This window comes from Vreelandella indica (assembly GCF_037070225.1).
GTDB classification, from domain to species: Bacteria; Pseudomonadota; Gammaproteobacteria; order Pseudomonadales; family Halomonadaceae; genus Vreelandella; species Vreelandella arctica.
Genome location: NZ_JBANSO010000009.1, coordinates 14,011 through 30,264, shown reverse-complemented (window position 1 = coordinate 30,264; position 16,254 = coordinate 14,011). Strand labels below are relative to the sequence as shown.

Annotated in this window: 12 protein-coding genes; all 12 read left to right on the top strand. The window is 57.7% G+C overall.

What is annotated here, in order from left to right:
• Positions 1-42: 42 nt before the first annotated feature.
• The 12 genes from V8L71_RS07850 (at position 43) to V8L71_RS07795 (ending at position 16,253) form a co-directional block, all read left to right on the top strand.
• Positions 43-543: a hypothetical protein gene (locus V8L71_RS07850; RefSeq protein WP_336273720.1), complete on the top strand. Its 501-nt coding sequence runs from the start codon at positions 43-45 to the stop codon at positions 541-543.
• A complete protein-coding gene (locus tag V8L71_RS07845; RefSeq protein ID WP_336273719.1) occupies positions 543-917 on the top strand; it encodes a hypothetical protein in 375 nt (124 codons plus the stop codon). Before V8L71_RS07850 ends, V8L71_RS07845 begins: the two co-directional genes overlap by 1 nt.
• A gap of 3 nt (positions 918-920) precedes the next feature.
• Positions 921-1,820 carry a hypothetical protein gene (locus tag V8L71_RS07840; protein ID WP_336273718.1) on the top strand — a complete coding sequence of 300 codons (900 nt, stop codon included), beginning with the start codon at positions 921-923 and terminating at the stop codon, positions 1,818-1,820.
• Positions 1,817-2,287, top strand: coding sequence for a hypothetical protein (locus V8L71_RS07835; protein WP_336273717.1), 471 nt, complete (start codon positions 1,817-1,819; stop codon positions 2,285-2,287). Before V8L71_RS07840 ends, V8L71_RS07835 begins: the two co-directional genes overlap by 4 nt.
• Positions 2,288-2,299: 12 nt before the next feature.
• Entirely contained in the window at positions 2,300-2,785 is a 486-nt protein-coding gene (locus V8L71_RS07830; protein ID WP_336273716.1) for a defense against restriction DarA-related protein, read from the top strand.
• A gap of 5 nt (positions 2,786-2,790) precedes the next feature.
• Complete coding sequence (locus tag V8L71_RS07825) at positions 2,791-3,285, top strand: hypothetical protein (protein ID WP_336273715.1); 495 nt, start codon at positions 2,791-2,793, stop codon at positions 3,283-3,285.
• The gene (locus V8L71_RS07820; RefSeq protein WP_336273714.1) at positions 3,269-3,559 is read left to right on the top strand and encodes a PAAR domain-containing protein; all 291 of its coding nucleotides are present in this window, start codon (positions 3,269-3,271) and stop codon (positions 3,557-3,559) included. Before V8L71_RS07825 ends, V8L71_RS07820 begins: the two co-directional genes overlap by 17 nt.
• Before the next feature lie 96 nt (positions 3,560-3,655).
• Complete coding sequence (locus tag V8L71_RS07815; protein WP_336273713.1) at positions 3,656-6,892, top strand: defense against restriction DarA-related protein; 3,237 nt, start codon at positions 3,656-3,658, stop codon at positions 6,890-6,892.
• Positions 6,893-6,906: 14 nt separating this feature from the next.
• Positions 6,907-13,344, top strand: a complete 6,438-nt coding sequence (locus tag V8L71_RS07810; RefSeq protein ID WP_336273712.1) for an N-6 DNA methylase — start codon at positions 6,907-6,909, stop codon at positions 13,342-13,344.
• Position 13,345: 1 nt separating this feature from the next.
• Complete coding sequence (locus V8L71_RS07805) at positions 13,346-13,762, top strand: hypothetical protein (RefSeq protein ID WP_336273711.1); 417 nt, start codon at positions 13,346-13,348, stop codon at positions 13,760-13,762.
• A gap of 32 nt (positions 13,763-13,794) precedes the next feature.
• Positions 13,795-15,357 (top strand): hypothetical protein, encoded by a 1,563-nt coding sequence (locus tag V8L71_RS07800; RefSeq protein WP_336273710.1) that lies wholly within the window; start codon positions 13,795-13,797, stop codon positions 15,355-15,357.
• Positions 15,354-16,253: a hypothetical protein gene (locus tag V8L71_RS07795; RefSeq protein ID WP_336273709.1), complete on the top strand. Its 900-nt coding sequence runs from the start codon at positions 15,354-15,356 to the stop codon at positions 16,251-16,253. The genes V8L71_RS07800 and V8L71_RS07795 overlap by 4 nt, the downstream gene beginning before the upstream one ends.
• Position 16,254: the final 1 nt, after the last annotated feature.

Sequence of the window (16,254 nt, the reverse complement as noted above, 5' to 3'; positions counted from 1 at the left end):
GTGGTACGCCATGGCTCATTTCAATCTATTGAGAGCTTCGCTATGACCGTATCTAATGCCTCCTATTTGAAGGGGTTTTACGACCAAACCAAGGCCATGGGCCTAAAGGCCGTTAACTCTGACTTCACGTTTGAGATTGAGGGCTTTGAGCAAAACTACCTACTGTCCCGCCAGTGCCCGTGGCCCAACGTGGCTACTCAAGGCGAGATTGAAGTCCCCACGCCACTGGGCGCCTCTGCATGGGAGCCTCAACAGGTTCGCGTGAACCACCAAGGGGCTGTGACCTTTATGGAGGTGACCGCTGGCAGTATTGATCAAATGTTGGTGGATATCATCGCCAATGGCGGCACATTCAACGCCAAGATTTACGAGGGCACGCCTGAACGCTACCTGCGTTACAAGCGAATTACCGATGCCTTCCTGCAGATCGATGACCCGGATCGCGACTGGGAGAACCGCAGCCAGGTGCTCACCTTCACCGGCACTATGTTCTTCCATTACTTTGGTGAAATTGTGGAAGGCAATAGCTCGGATTATCGCTAATGTCCACGCTTACCACCCTGGTGCAGCGCTTCGCCGATAATGAGCGTGGCGCTGCCAACATCCTACCCATTGATTCCGTCACGGCTCAGGCCGTGGCGGCAGTATCGTTTTACGCAGGCTTTGCAGAGCTAACCCACCTGGTTGAGGGTGCTGATATTGATGGCAGCCTTGAGATCACCTTGTCGGAGTGGGCCGAAATTCGCCCGCTGTTCATACTCTACGTGGAGCGCGAGACGGCGCTGCAAATGGAGGCTACGCGCGGCATGGGTGCTGACGTGTTTGGGCGCTCAAGCTCCGAGGTTGGCGGTGAAATCATGCAAATGGAGGCCGATTTACCGCGTCGCGTGTTCTGCCTTCCTATCGTGACGGTGTGACCCATGGAGCTCTACTTTGGTGACAATGGCGACCAGCGGATAAGGGGAGACTTTATTCGCCGCGCGGTGCTTCGCTCTGATCTTGTGCCTATACCTCTGACGCTAGAGGCCGATATCCGTGTCGGTACCGACACCGTAGCTGAGTTTGCCGAGGGGCACTCAATCACTACCTACGGCGGTGACGAGCTGGAGATTATCAAGAGTGAGCATATCCAGCAGGCGCGCATGCAAGGCGAGAGCATGGCGGGCTATGTCCGCCTAGTCGCGACACTAAAGCCAGTAACCCCAGTCGCTTTTATCAAAGAGCGCGCCGTTATTAAGCATAACGCGACACTTTCTGATATTTACCGTGCGTGCGGAGCCACCTTGCGCGGCATTGAGGGAGACTTCGCTGTACCGCGGTTTACGTGCTTGGCTGGCGAAGCGCACACCTATCATATTGCCCGCGCGCTACAGGAGGCGGGTGGCGTAGTGCGGTGGCGGGATGGGAAGCTGGCGTTTATTGCCCTGGGCTCTCTGTTTGATCAAGAACCGGTCGAGGAGATCGTTGATTCCGCCTCTGATGACGTTCAATCAGGCTTTTTAGAGCGCCACGATATTCCTACGTTTTATAGCGTCGATGCCGATGGCGAATTTGTTTACGGCAATCGCGGCAAGGCGCGTACCGCGCGCTACCAGCCAGGCGCTAATGCTATTTCACTGCGCAACATGACCGGCTGCCTGGTGCTGACTAAAACCACACGACTGAAATACACCCAAGAGATTGCGGCGGGTGACCTGATCGGCGTTATCGGGGGAAAGCCCCTGGTCGCCATGACGGTCGCCAGTCTGTTCGCACCCAGTGCCGATGGTGGCGAAAATGAGCAGTTTACGCGCGTTTGGCTGGGGAGGTGGGAGCGATGAGCGCTAATGGCAGCGGGCTACTATCGGGCAAGTGGCCAGCGGTGATTGAGAGCTACGATGGTGCGTCGCGAACGTGCACAGTCAATATACCCGGCATCACTGACGGGGCCGAGAGCGGCCTTGTTGCCGAGATTGAGTACCCCATTGGCGACAAATCCCGGCATGAGACCATGACCGAGATTGAGATATTAGGGGGCGACAAGGTTTGGGTAGAGTTCATTCAGGGCGATCCGCGCTATCCGCTTATCACCGGCTGGCGAAACCCTACCGTTGGCAACGACACCGGCTGGCGACGTTGGCACCACGCCAACATGCAGTTGCTGACAGATGCCGAGATGCGCCTGCAGTCGGGCGGGCTGGTACACGTCAGCGCCAAAGACAGCATCACGCTGCAAGTGGGCAGCTCAACGGTCACCTTAACGCCAGGCGATATCACACAGCTAGCCAGCATGATCAACCTCAACTAAGGAGTCCGCCAAATGGCAAAACTACTATTTTCGTTTGATGATCTGACGCAAAAAGACAAGTCGGTAAAGGTGCTCGAAAAGTATTTCAAGCGTGCGGGCGCCAATGTCGTGAGCGTTGACGTGGATCCGCGCATCAAGCGCGCAAGCGGCGTCAGCTACCGAGAAATCAGTATCACGTTTAGCGACAGCCAAGTGGTCAAGCTGCGCATTAAGCGACCGGGCGATATCTACCAGGTCATGCTGAACCGCAAAGTTATGCCTATGGCCAACCAAGACGATCACGCTAAAGCGATCGGCGAGATCATACGGGCCATGGATCAGGGCCGGAGTGCATTTCAAAAACGCATGGCCAAGGCGAAGGTGAAGCTGCCCAAGCGAATGACCACGGCAGCGCCGCGCATGGAGAAGCAACTGGAGGAGAAGCGCGACGCTCTGAAAGAGGCGGTCGAGGATGCCCGCAAGCAGCTTTCCGAGCTAAAGCCTGAAACGGCCGCTTAACGTTTATGCCAACCGCTACATGGTCGCCATTGCCAGAGGTGTTGTTTAGCTTGCCTGAAACGTCAGGGCCTGTTTCTACCGCGATTAGCGTTCAGGTGGAGGGCGTCGACCCTTTAACGGGTGCGCCCGCACCTATCGCGGTGACCGGCTACGAAGGCAGTATCACGCCCGAGCAAGACGTACTGGTTGTCGAGGGTGGTTCAAGCGAGCTCACTATCCGATCGCCAAGCCTAGCCGGGCTTTTCCCTATTGAGTTTATCGACTACCTGCAAGATGGCCAGATTGTCCGCGCGCCCGACTGGGAGAGCCTTCCGGAGAGCGCTGAGGAGCTGGTTGATTTTCGTCCCAGCCGTGAGCAAACGCGCGCCTTTCGCCTGGACGTAATAGCCAGTCTGGCCGATGGCACCCAAGCCTATAACTCTTACCTTATTGAAATTCACCAAGACTGGACAGCCGGAAAAGACCGGCTAAGGAGTGAAGTCGATGCCCGCCGTGACTAGATTAGGGGATAGCTGTACAGGGCACGGTGGCTTTCCGCCGCGCAACAGCACCAGTGGTAGTGGCAATGTAATGATTAATGGCATCCCAGCCCACCGCGTTGGCGATGGCTGGGAGACGCACTGCAACCCAACACCGGTTTGCCATGCAGGCGCGCTTGCTAGCGGTTCAGGCAGCGTCAACGTCAATGGGCAGCCCTTGGGTCGCGTGGGCGATGCCGTGGACTGTGGGTCTGCTGTCGCGGCGGGCTCCCCTGACGTCTTTGCAGGAGGGTAACCACCAGGAAAAGCAGGCGCATTAACGCCTTATCTCTCCCATAGCATGACCCCTATGCGCGCAATGCGCCTTCCCGCCAACCATAGGGGTTATGCGATGACAGCTTCATCACCTCCCGTTCTCTGGAACGACCAAAGCGGTGTGCCTTTGGGCATCTCGCTGGATCAACTGCTTTACCGTATTCGCCGCTCCGATTCTGACGACGGCTTGATCTTTGACAGCGTGACGCTAGATGACATCCTGGAAGATGCTGACGCCGTTTATGAGCTAGATGCCCTGGTGTCGACCGGGTCCATGCTGAGCCGCAAGATTACGACCATTGAGCGCATCATGAACGCCTCTGGTAAAAGCGTCAGCGTTGCGGCCTCGCAGGTATCCAGCCCCTTTAAGCGGCAAGGGGTGATTAACGTTGCGGCCATTTTTGAGCTAAGCGACGGCCAAACCGTCACCATCATGTTTCACAACCCCGACGCAGGCACCACGAAGGCGCTCAAGCCCAGCGATGAGCTTATTAGCTGGAAGTGGCTGCTCAATAAGAAAGATATCACCATCGTCGTGGCGCCCGAGCGTGGCAGCGACGTACCCATCCGGCAGGTAGCGCGCCGCATCATGGGGCTGGCTGAAAAGAACTCTAAGACGTTCGCGCGCATGAACCAAAAGCGTGCCGAGCGGCTTGAGTACATCGACGGCCTAAAGGGTGAGATTGGCGAGCTTGAAACCGAGCTAGACAGCCTGACCAAGCAGATTGAAATAGCCAGTATCGAAACCGAAGATGCAGCCCTTAACGCGCCCAAGCCGGTAACCGCCAAGGAAGGGTTAAGCCTTTTAGACGAGCTGCGCCCGTGGCTTTCGCGTCAGCAATATCGCGCCATGGCGGACGTTATTCGCAATGGTGAGGAGTCCGCTGCCTATATTGACCGCGCCAAGGTGTTGGCCAGCATCATCGACGGTATGGCAGAAACCTACGAACAAGACGGAGAGGGCGATAGCGCTACGGCTTATCTTCACTACTTCCGCGGCGGTGGCGACTGGTATATCACTGAAAAAGACGCTAAGGGCAACGGTACCGAGCAAGCGTTTGGGTTGGCGAATGCTGGCACTGGAGAGCCCGAGCTTGGCTACATTGGCGTGGATGAGCTAACCAGCGCTGGCGTTGAATTAGATCTGTATTTCGCTCCCAAGCCGCTTAGCCAGGTTACCCCCGTAAGCGAAGAGCAGGCCCCTGAGCCCCAAGCCGCGCCCGAGCCCCAAGCCGTACCCGATGAGCTCACGCCTAGCGAGGCGCTAATCGGGGTCAATGAAGATGGCGAGCTTGCCCCCGAGGGCGCGGAAAACATTGTTAAGACCGCTAAAGGCACTGAGGTGCAAACCGGCTTTACCGTCGTAGAAGCAAGCGAGCTAATCGCTTCTCATGACATTAATGGCGACCCCAACCCCGCCTTTCCGGAAGAACTGCAGCCACGGGATCGTGGACGTGACGCTTCCATTGCCTGGGTGAAGAAAACAGCCAGGCAGCTTGACCCCGACAGCCTTGGCCGAACGCGCCGCGCTGACACTGGAGCGCCCATCGTGGGGCCAGATCGTGTAGTCGAGTCGGGCAATGGTCGAACAATGGCGATACAGGAAGCCTATCGCAGCGGGAGTGCCGACGAGTACCGGGAATGGCTCGAGGAAGAGGCGCACCACTACAACCTCGATACAGGTCGCATCAAGGCCATGAAAGCGCCGGTGCTTGTGCGCGTGCGAACGTCACAGATTGATCGCCGTGAGTTTGCCGTAGAGGCCAACCAGGACGACAAATTGAGCATGACCGGTACCGAGAAGGCCCGCGCCGATGCCGATCGCCTAGATGAAGCGCTCATTTCCAAGCTTGCCGACGATGGCAACCTGCTATCAGCTGCCAATCGTGACTTTATCAACGGCTTTCTACAGTCGCTGGGTGACACCGAAGCGGCCCAATATATGACGACTGACGGCAACCCGACCGGTGCGCTAATAGCTCGCGTACAGGCAGCCATCTTCTCTAAAGCCTATAACGATGATCGTCTCCTGGAGCTAACGGCGGATGCCAGCAAGCCAGAGGTGGCCAACGTTATCAGCGCACTCAACGTCAGCGCGCCTGAATTCATCCGCGCGCAAGCCGCCGACCAGGTGGGTACCGACGCCTTAACTAGCCAGATCGTGGACAGCGTTGAGACCTCGCTAAACGAGCAGGCTGTGCAAGCCATCATTGAGGCTACCAACCTAGTGCGCCAGGCGAAGGCGAACGGCGCCAGTGTGGAAGAGGTGATAAGCCAGCTTGGCCTATTCGGCGATATTCCGCCGGCAACTGCTGCCATGGCGATGTTTATCAATCAGAACAACCGAAGCGGTAAACGCCTAGGCGTCGCCTTCCGCGCAATGGCCGAGTTCGTGCGCAAGGAGGCTGAGCGTGGACAGACTGTCGATATGTTTGGCGAGAGCCAGAAAGCCACGCTTGAGCAGATTATCGCAGCGGCCAACCTGGAGCTGGACAAGGAGTACGGCGAAGGCAGCTACGCCATCGAATCGCTAGATATGTTTGGCGCCGCCTCTGAACCGCCAGCGCCTACCGAAGAGGAGGTTGAGCAAGCGCGGCAATCCACCGATACCGAGCCTACCGGCGAAGAGAAGGAATCCGGCGAGTATGCCAAAGGCGATATTTCCCTCTTAGGGCTGGACATTGCCATTGAAAACCCTAAAGGCAGCGAACGCTCTAGCACTACCCAAGAGGGTGAGCAGTGGTCGGTGTCGATCGCTCATGACTATGGCTACATCAAGGGCACCAAGGGCGCCGATGGTGATGAAGTCGACGTGTTCATTGGCCCCGATCTGGAAAGCGAGCGCGTCTTCGTTATCAACCAGGTCGGTAAAGACGGTGAATTTGATGAGCACAAGGTCATGCTGGGCTTCGACTCCAAGGAGTCCGCTGAGCAAGGCTATCTCTCTAACTATCCCGCTGGATGGAACATGGGCAGCGTGCAGGAAATGACCATTGACGAGCTTAACGCCTGGTTGCCAACCGCAAGCGCTGGCCTGCCAGCAACCACAGAAGAGCCTAGCCCCGAGCCAGACGCAGCCAATGACGCGCCTGAGGCGCCTGAAAGCGAAGAGAAAACCATGCGCCGCCAAGACAGAGAGTTCCTGCAGTCCGTCATCGACGGCACCGTGCCCGACATTCACTCCCCCGACCTTGCCGACCAGATACTGGCGATTATGGAGCGCCAAGCGGGAGACGCTGAAACAGAAGAAATGATAGAGCAAGCGGGTGCCGCTTACGAACGGGCCATGCTGAGCGCCACTGAAGAACTTTAACCAAGGAGTAGGGAATGAAGATTTTTGACGATGCCTCTGCCGGTGGCGGCGCTCGCGCGATGATGGCAAGGCTGCGACTGGTCTCCGAGCTGGGCCGGGTCAGAAAAGACCTAATTTCGCTGCCCAAAGGGCTCTCTGGCATGGCCGAAAGGCTAAAGCTGGTTAAGCGGGCAAATGAAATACGCACAGAGCTAAAGGCAACCGCCGTAGCTAGCGACCCGGCTAAAGCCATGAAGCTTGAGCGCGAGCCGCCTGAGTCTGTCGAGGCGCCGCGTCGGGCCACGGTCGGACTTTATAGCCATGACGAGAAGCGCACCAAAGGGCAGCGCCAAAAGGCGAATGACGCCGCTATTGAGCTGCTTAGCAGGGTGCAGTCTGGCGAGCTCGCGCATGAAGATCTGACCGACGACGACCGCGCCGTATTGGCTGGCTACTCGGGCAACGGTGGCGCACTGGTGGGTGCGGATGGCAAGAAAGGTTCTGCCTACGAGTATTACACCCCGACGCCGATCGCTGAAGGTATCTGGGACGCCTTGGGCGCAATGGGCTTTAGCGGCGGGAAAGTGCTGGATCCTGCTAGCGGCACCGGTGTCTTTGGTGCGGCAGCGCCACGCAATGCGGCCGTTGACGCGGTGGAGCTCGACGAAACGTCAGGCAGCATTAACGACCTGGTCAATTCAGGCCCCGGCTACACGACAACCATTAGCGCCTTTGAGGCGGTGGCCGCCGCGACACCCGACGAAAGCTATGATGCTGTCGTTACCAACGTACCGTTTGGCACCGTTGCCGATCGCGGCGGCAATCAGAACCTTGATCCCAAGTACCAGAAAGAGACTCTGGAAGCCTACTTTATCCTGCGGTCACTGGATAAATTGAAGCCAGGCGGCCTAGCGGCCTTCCTGGTGCCGCCGCGCTGCGTGTCGGGGAGAGGTGGGGCTGAGGTTAAGCTGCGACAGCGCGCAAGCATCAAAGGGGAGTTTCTAGGCGCCTTCAGGCTTCCCAATAGCGTCTTTGGTGCTGCTGATGCCGACACGATCACCGACATTATCTTTTTCCGCAAATACGGCCGTGAGGCTGCCGAGAAGATAGCCGAACTGCAGGAGCAATCGCCAGACACGCTTGCCTCCGCCAACGTCATGTGGAGCGCGTTTGTTGAGGGGCAGTATTTCAAGGGCGAAGGGAAGCGCTTCATTCTTGGCGAGTTCGTGCCCAAGGATCCCGAGAAGTTCCGGGATGTTGATCGCGTAAAGAACCCGGCCAGCATTCCCGAGGTGGCTAAGATGATTCGCCGTCTACCAGGAAGCCGGGTCGACTGGGCGCTATTGGAGGCGTCAGAGACACAGCCGATCGTTTACCGTGAAGGGGATACGATTACCCAGGCAGGGCAGACGTTAGTGCTTAACGGCGGCGAATGGCAGGCACTTGCTGCCAGTGGTGGCGACACCGCAGGACAGGCGCTTCTCTCCCGCTTTAAAGACGCCTATGCGGCCTTTGATGCCAGCATGAGCTATGACGATGCCGTTACGCTTCGCCAGTACATGCGTGACAGCTCGCAAGCGCTGGACATGCCCGGTTGGCTAGCCTCTGCGCTTTCCGCCTTAGACAAGCTGCCTGATAGCGATACGCGCGAGCGTGCGTGGGCGCCTGGACTGGTGGGGCTTGCCGTTACACAGGTTTTAGACGAGAACGGCAGGGGCAGCGGTACCGACTTCCTGAGCGGCTATGCCAAGCTCTCTGAAGCAATGCAGCGACACGTGGCCGTCGCTAAACGAATCAAGGGCGTGGATGGGGATCTACGCCGCGGGCTTGGCGAGCTAACGACTCACTACAGCCGCAAGGGTGGTCACAGCGCGCTATGGCGCGGTGATGTGCAAGACGCGCCGGTCGCCCAAGTGAGCGCCGAGCATGGCTTTGAAGGCCTGCTGTATGAGAATCAGTCTAGCTGGGTCAGCTTGGAGCAAGCCCGCACGGTGCTGGGCGATAGCTTTAGCCCGTTTGAGTCGGACGACTGGTGCGTGTCTGCCGATGGCAGCCAGATATGCCGTGCCGATGACTACTACATTGGCAGCTATGGCGACTTTGTTAAGCGCATCGATGCAGAGATGGCGTCAGCGCCCAATGATGCTGTTCGCGCCAAGCTTCAGCGACAAAAAGCAGCTGCCAGCGAGCGTATTGACCGCGTTGACGTGTCGCGCATTACCTTCAACCTCTTTAGCCCTTACGTCACTATGGAGGAGAAGGCCGAGTTCCTACGCCGTTTCGTGCATCCTGGCGCCGTCGTCACCTTTGACGAGAAAACCAGCGAACCGCGCGTTGAGTTCGATATCCCAGGCAGCCAGTTAACCGACCGTGAAAAGCTGATTCGTCGCGTTAGCGCCTACCTCAAAAACGGCACTATCACGCTGGGCGGCACCAAGCTGGACATGGGTGACGCCGAAGGCATTCGCGAGCTGCGCGCCATGGTCAATAAGGCCAATGAGCAGTTTAACGGCTGGGCGCGCGGTAACAGCGGCGTCGTATCGCGGCTTGAAAGCCAGGCAAACGACCCTAAAAAGCTCCGCTTTGCGCAGCCTGAGGACGAAAGCCCCTTATCCATTCCAGGCATGAATCCAGAGCTTGAGCTACACGGCTATCAAAACGCCTACGTGCGCTCACGCGCGCGGGACTTCTCCGGCATTAATGGGTTCGATGTTGGTTTAGGTAAGACCTTTACGGCGCTGGCGGTAACCCAGTATGCGCAGTCGATCGGCGTTAAGAAGAAAACCTTCTTTGTTGTGCCTAATTCGGTGCTGTCCAACTGGCAAAAGGAGAGCGCCAAGGCCTACGCCAGTATTGATGATTGCCTCTATGTGGGGCTCCGCGATGGGCAGGTGGACTCTGCAGCCTACGATGAAGATCTAAGCCGCGTGATGGAGAACCGGCACCGCAAGATATTCATGACCATGGAAGCGTTTCAGCGCATCCGCTTGCGTGGCGAGACGATCAAGCGCTACGAGCAATACATGCGCAGTGCGGATAGCTCCTTTGCCGAAAGCGAAGACCGTAAAGCTGATGAGCGCGCCAAAGGCAAGGCAGCCACCATTGTCGATGTGCTGGGCAAGAAGAGCGGTGCCGCGCCTTATCTGGAAGACATGGGGGTCGACTCCCTGGTCATTGATGAAGCGCACGCCTACAAGAACTCTGCGACCACCGTGGACTTCACGGGCGGCAAGTATTTGTCTCTTTCCCCTGCGTCGATTCGTGGGCTCGATGCGCAGGCTAAGGCGTGGGCCATTCGAGGTGGCAGTGGCAGCCGTGGCGATGGCGTTATCACCCTGACCGCAACGCCTATCACCAATAGCCCGCTAGAAATGTACTCCATGATGGCGTTGGCGGTGGGCCACGATCGCGTTAACGATCTGTTTGTAGGCACGTCAGGCGCTGACGGTTTCATGGATGCGGTATGCCAGATTGAGAACGAAGACGATGAGACCATCGACGGCGAAAGCCGCGCGATTAACGTCTTTAAGGGCCTCAACAACGTCGAAATGCTACGCGGTGCACTGCGCCAAGTGGCCACCATCAAGAACGCTAATGACGTGGGTGGGCAAATCAAGGTGCCGGGGGCGCCTGAAAGAGCCAGCACCATCCAGCTACCGCAAGAAACCATTGTCCGGCTGGAAGAGTACAAGGAGGCATACCGCTACGCCGCTGATGCCCTGGCAGAGCGTAGCCAGAACCGTGGTGACGTTGCTTCGTATGAGCGCGTTGCGGGCAAGTTTGGGGAATCAATGGAGCTGATCGGCCACCCCTTTAACTTGATTAACAAGATGACCATGCTGATTGCGGATCCTGATCTGGATGCGCGCGTCTCTCGCTATCTGATTGGTGAAGGGCAGATGGAGGAAGCGCAGGCCTTAGTGAATACATGGAACGCCAAGCCGCCTACCGAGCAGCGCACGCGACCGGGGCCTAATGCCACTGCCGAGGAGGCCGTAAGCGTTAAAACCATCCGCGATGTAAGCCGCGAAGTGGTTGGCCGTCAATACAAGATGCCGGTCAAGGCATGGATCGAAAACGGCGCTATCGTTCTGGATACCGTCAACTCCTCTACGCAAGATCGCTTTGAAGCCATGGCCGACAAGGCCAAGGTTGAGGTGGATGTATCGATTCCTCCTAAGCTGGCAGCCATGATCGAGAACGTTCAGACCGAGGCAGCCACGCCGCGCGGCGTAGACTCGGAAGGCAATCGAATCCCCTTCGCCAAGCAGCTTATCTTTTGCGACCTGCTGGGCATGCACAACAAGATTCGCCGGCTGTTGTCGCGGCGCGCTGGCGTGCCTTCTTCCGCTATTGCCATCGTCACAGGGCAGCGCAATAACAGCCCTGAAGAGATCATGGCGGTACAGGACGGCTTCAACGCACCGGGGGAAAGCAACCAGTACCGCGCGATCATCGCTAACGAAAAGGCCGAGGTGGGCATTAACCTGCAAAAGGGCACACAGGCCATCCACCACCTAACGATCGGCTGGACGCCGGACAGCCTTACCCAGCGCAACGGTCGCGGCGTGCGCCAAGGCAACAAAACCGATCAGGTCACCGTGTATCACTACGATGCAGACGGCACCTTCGATACGGCCAAGCGCTCTCTGGTCAATAGCAAGGCAGACTGGATCGGTGAAATGATGAAGCCCGATGGTGGCGACAGCCTGGCCATTAGCGGCGGCATGAGTCGCGAGCAGATGGAAGCGCTTATCGATGCGGTAGGGGATGGCGACGCCGTTACGCGCGTACAAGAGGCGATAGCGGCCAAGGATGCCGAGCGACGGGCTACCTCTAACCGTGAGCGTCAGCGTATCAACCTGGACACCATCACCAAGCAGAATCAGTTTTTGGCCGAAAATAGCAAGGCTAGCGACTGGATAGCCCGCAAGATGGGGCAGCTCATGAATGCTATGGGGCAGTCCGAGAAAGTGCGATCGCGCCTCTCCAAGCCCAAGATGAGCGCTTCCGCTCGCGCCAAGAATGAGTCACTGCTTGCTGAGCTTGAGATCAAGGAGCGCGGCATTCAGCGTCAAATCGAAGAGGCGGCGACCTTCTATCAGGCAGGTTACGACTATCAATCCCGTTCCATCGTTCGCAACGAGGGAGAGGCGCCGCTGGATGCGCGCGCCGTGATTACGACCTTCCTCGATCGCGCTAAGCGAGGTGAAAACAGGGCGCCGGATCTAATTGAGGCGCTGCGTATTGGCAGGCTTGGGTACGGGCATGTCGATATTGACGTTGACGAAAGTGCAGAGCTAGTAAACGAATGGCACGCTGAAGTTGATATGGCCGCGCAAATGCGCAGCCAGGCGGTTGAAGGGTATAACAAGCAGTCAGGCCTCGCAGGCGGCATGCCCAAGGGCGTAGCAGATGCGTTTGCCAGAGGTGAGGGCGTCATGATGGCTGAAACACCTGTTATTGCAGAGTGTTTTGTGATCGCCAACGGCAATTACTACGTGGTTAGCAAGGAAAGCCTTTCCAACTACCGGCCTTCAGCGCGCGGTTACGTTGGCGGCGACCTCGATACCGCGCCTTTGCATGCACTGGTGCCGGTAGGTGAAGTGGTTTATCCAGGAACCGCGAAGCATGACGAATGCCTGGCTGCAGCTGCAAAAATTGAAGATGACGAAGAGCGAAACGGCAAGACGGTGTCGGTATATTCTGATGCGTGCCCAGCCGTGGCCGCACAGCGGGAGACGGATATCTCTGCAAGCTACCCGGTTTACCATTACTCGCTGCCAAGCCCGCACTTCCCGCTACCCATTCGCCCCGAGGAGGCGGAAGGGTCGACCGTGCTATCGCGCATTTATGACGAGCAAAAGGCCGTTATTCTGCGTTGGGAGGATATGCACTTCGTGGTGAATAATAGCGTTGAAGTGGTGCGCGAAAAGCCGCCCCGGGCTGACGCGCTTCGCGACTACGCCATAGCGCACAACCTGAAGCTGGCAGAATCGGACATTGCAGGGCACGTCTCCCCGATAAAGGCGCTGATTCGAGAAGGCATTGATGAAGAGCAGTTCGAGCGAGCACTAACCGGTGATACAGGCGAAGAAATTGGCAACAATGTTGAGCGGTATATGGAAAGCGCCGTGCCCTGGTTCGACTTTGATGGGGAAGCCCATTCATACTTGCCTTTCCATTTGCAGCGCAAGGCCATGATGGCAGTTGCCGCTAAGGCTATCGATGATCCTGCAGAAACGCCGGAAGCGGAGCCTGAGCCCGCGTCAGGTGAGGATCCTGACGAAATGGTACTGATTGAGGGCGATACACGCGCATGGAAGGATCGCATCAAGGAGTATGGCACTCGATACGGCAGCTATCGCCGCTGGGTGCGCAAAGACCTGGCGTGGCGCGTCCGTCGCCAAGCATGGAATGCGTTAACGTCCGACCATCCGCGTGCGGCGCAAGAACTTAACCTGAGAGGCTAGCATGGCACTTACCGAGCACTTGTTTGACAAAGAAGAGATTGCGGCGCTAGTCCAGCAGAAGGCGAGCGCGCTCAAAGAAAACCGCGGCTATAGTGACTTCCCCGGCTTTGCGCTGGGGGTTATTGAGCGCCGCTTGGCGAAGGACCCGCTTCGGTACCGCGACTACGGCCCTTACTGGTGGGCAGTCAAAGCGCTACTGATTGACAGCGATCGCGAGCTAGGCGAACGGGACGACCCGCTAGTGCGCGCCACGTATCAAGGTGACTCTCCCGCTGAAACGATTGTCATGGCAGACGCGTTTCGCACCCTCTACCTAGCGACGCAGGCAGTAGGCACGAATCAATTTGTCTTAGACGGTGATACAGGCGCGATCTACACCTTGGAAGATCCTGACATGGAAGAGCGCGTCACCGCCTAAACCGGAAAAACCCCCGCCTTCAGCACATTGGCATGGCCCACTATCAGGCCATGCCTAAATCATCCCCCTCAGGGCATCGGCGAGGCTTCCTCTCACGACTCGGCATCGGTGCCAAGAAGTGGGAAAACGAACATCTCCCCGAGAGCCACGAAATCACGCCAGCCGACACGATGCTCTATGGTGCCGGCACGACCACTGTTGCAAGCCTGCTGGCCTCAGGGAATCGGCAGGCACGGACGCGACAGGCCATCTATGACAAGTGGGCGCAAATGGAGGCCGACCCCATTGTGTCGTCCGCCGTTAAGCTGCTGGTCACGTCTGCGCTAGGGGGGCATGAAACCTCTGGCGATATTGTGTTTATCGAAAAGCGACCTGAAGCCGAGAAGAATGAGCAGTTAGGCAAGATGGTCGACGATATCCGCGAAGACCTTTCCGCGATACTTAACCGCGCTGCCTACCCAATGGCTTATTTGGGGAGCGTGTTTGGTGACTCCTACGCCCGCATTTATACCGACAACCGCGGCGTTGTGGATCTCTACGTTGACGAATTAGTACGCCCTCCGCTTGTTCAGCCGTTCGACCGGGGTAGCCGCACGGTGGGTTACGCCATTTATACCGGTGAGCGCAATTTTCAGCGCCTGGACACCTCGCAGATGGTGCGCATGAAGATGCCGCGCAGCCAGTGGGTGCCCCAACACGGTGTTTTTGAGAAGTCGCTGAAAGTCGCCCTGGGTACCGACGATGTAAACGATCTGCCGTTAATGCCCGCCATGGCAGGCGGGTCGCTGATCTATCCCGCCGAAGAGCCCTACGACAATCTGACCGCAAGCTTGTTAGGTCTGGTGGGTCAGCGCTGGATGGATAGCATTGACGAGCAAATGCTGACGGTGAACCTCAATGACATGTCGAAGGACATGCAAAAGAGCTTCATGGACTCCGTCACTAAGATGCTGAAGCGCTCCAAGGAGATTGCCGAGGAGGCCGTAAAAGGCGGCAAACCCATCATGGAGCGGGTGCGGCATGTTATTCCCGTATTTGGCGACAAGCAGTTAACCCGCGTTGAGGGAGGCGGGCAATCAGGCCGCGCGGACAATATCAGCATCGAGGACGTGATGCTTCACGCGCGCCTACTTTCCGGTGCGATCGGCGTGGATCTATCAATGATCGGGTTTGCTGACCAGATGAGCGGCGGGCTAGGCGAAGGCGGGTTCTTCCGCACGTCCGCACAGGCAGCCGAGAGCGCCCGCGTGATACGCGTAGCGCTGGCCGAAGCGTTCAACCACATTATCGACATGCACACGCTCAAGCGCTACGGAACCGTATTCCCGGCCAGTGAGCGCCCTTGGCGTATTTCGTTCTATGGCTCCATTTCTGCCCTGGAGGCAGAGCGTCAACGCACGCTGAACGATGGCATGGGGGTTGGTATCGGCTTGGCGCAAGCCATCGGGGCCATGCGCGACATGGGGGCCTCCAAGAAGCTAATGAAGACCTTCCTGACCGAAACCATGCAGCTAGACGAAGATCAGGCCGAAATTTATGCCGAGCTTGCAGAGACCGCCAAGGATGACGGTGGCGGCGGCAAGGGGTGGCCATGAGCCTATTTGACAGCATTAGTGCGGCAGGCAAAAGCGGCAACCTACTGGGGCGTACTGACGGCGCGATACGCAGCGGCGCTGCCAGCCTAGGCAACCAGGCTGGAAACATGGCTGGAGGTGGCAAGCTGGCAAGCGCTATCTCTCAGGCCGGGGCCTCCATGGGGTCTCAAGCGGTTAGTCGCGCAGTCAATAGCCATATCCCGCCTACCATGCGCAACGCGATCAATTCAGGCGCGAACTCGCTTAGTCAAATTGCCAATGGTGATATTGAAGGCGGGCTCTTAACCGCGCTTGAGTCTGGCTTTGCTGGTGACGCGCTAGGCAACCTGCTAGGGGGTCAATCCAGCCAAGGCCGCTATTGGGGTGGCGCCAATATGCTGTATGGCGGCATTACCCCCACTGAAGCCAAGCGCATTTTTCAAGAGGCGGTAGACGCCAAGCGCGCCAAAAAGAACCTTTTCCTACTGACCGTGCAAAGCGCGCTGGCTGGCGACTTCTCCCACGAATTCAATCTTTTCTGCACTGATATTGAGCGGGGCCCTAGCGAGGTTTCTGGCGGCAAAGTGCGTGCCGGAAGTGCGCAACTAGACACGCTTACCCAGGCCGAGCCTGTCGTCCTACGAATCACGACCATGGATGACCGGGCAGGTACGTTAAAGCGCTGGTTTGAAGCCCACATTGCCGCTGTTGCTGCGCAGGATGGGACGTTTGGGGTGCCTGCTGATTACTCAATTGTCTTTACCGTCCAGCACGCCTTTGTCGGTGACGTAGGCGGATTTACGGGGCGCGTCCTGTGTCGCGCTCAGTCCTACGAAGTGTCTCTTTCCCGCCGCGAAGACGCCCTTGAAGAGCTGCAGATGACGTTTACGCAGCTTGATACCTTCATGAGTCCCTAGC

Bases quoted from the DNA above. Each gene is read 5' to 3' on its own strand.
- V8L71_RS07830 (WP_336273716.1), top strand. From the start codon at position 2,300: ATGGCAAAACTACTATTTTCGTTTGATGATCTGACGCAAAAAGACAAG.
- V8L71_RS07850 (WP_336273720.1), top strand. From the start codon at position 43: ATGACCGTATCTAATGCCTCCTATTTGAAGGGGTTTTACGACCAAACC.
- V8L71_RS07845 (WP_336273719.1), top strand. From the start codon at position 543: ATGTCCACGCTTACCACCCTGGTGCAGCGCTTCGCCGATAATGAGCGT.
- V8L71_RS07800 (WP_336273710.1), top strand. From the start codon at position 13,795: ATGGCCCACTATCAGGCCATGCCTAAATCATCCCCCTCAGGGCATCGG.
- V8L71_RS07840 (WP_336273718.1), top strand. From the start codon at position 921: ATGGAGCTCTACTTTGGTGACAATGGCGACCAGCGGATAAGGGGAGAC.
- V8L71_RS07815 (WP_336273713.1), top strand. From the start codon at position 3,656: ATGACAGCTTCATCACCTCCCGTTCTCTGGAACGACCAAAGCGGTGTG.
- V8L71_RS07805 (WP_336273711.1), top strand. From the start codon at position 13,346: ATGGCACTTACCGAGCACTTGTTTGACAAAGAAGAGATTGCGGCGCTA.
- V8L71_RS07825 (WP_336273715.1), top strand. From the start codon at position 2,791: ATGCCAACCGCTACATGGTCGCCATTGCCAGAGGTGTTGTTTAGCTTG.
- V8L71_RS07835 (WP_336273717.1), top strand. From the start codon at position 1,817: ATGAGCGCTAATGGCAGCGGGCTACTATCGGGCAAGTGGCCAGCGGTG.
- V8L71_RS07810 (WP_336273712.1), top strand. From the start codon at position 6,907: ATGAAGATTTTTGACGATGCCTCTGCCGGTGGCGGCGCTCGCGCGATG.
- V8L71_RS07795 (WP_336273709.1), top strand. From the start codon at position 15,354: ATGAGCCTATTTGACAGCATTAGTGCGGCAGGCAAAAGCGGCAACCTA.
- V8L71_RS07820 (WP_336273714.1), top strand. From the start codon at position 3,269: ATGCCCGCCGTGACTAGATTAGGGGATAGCTGTACAGGGCACGGTGGC.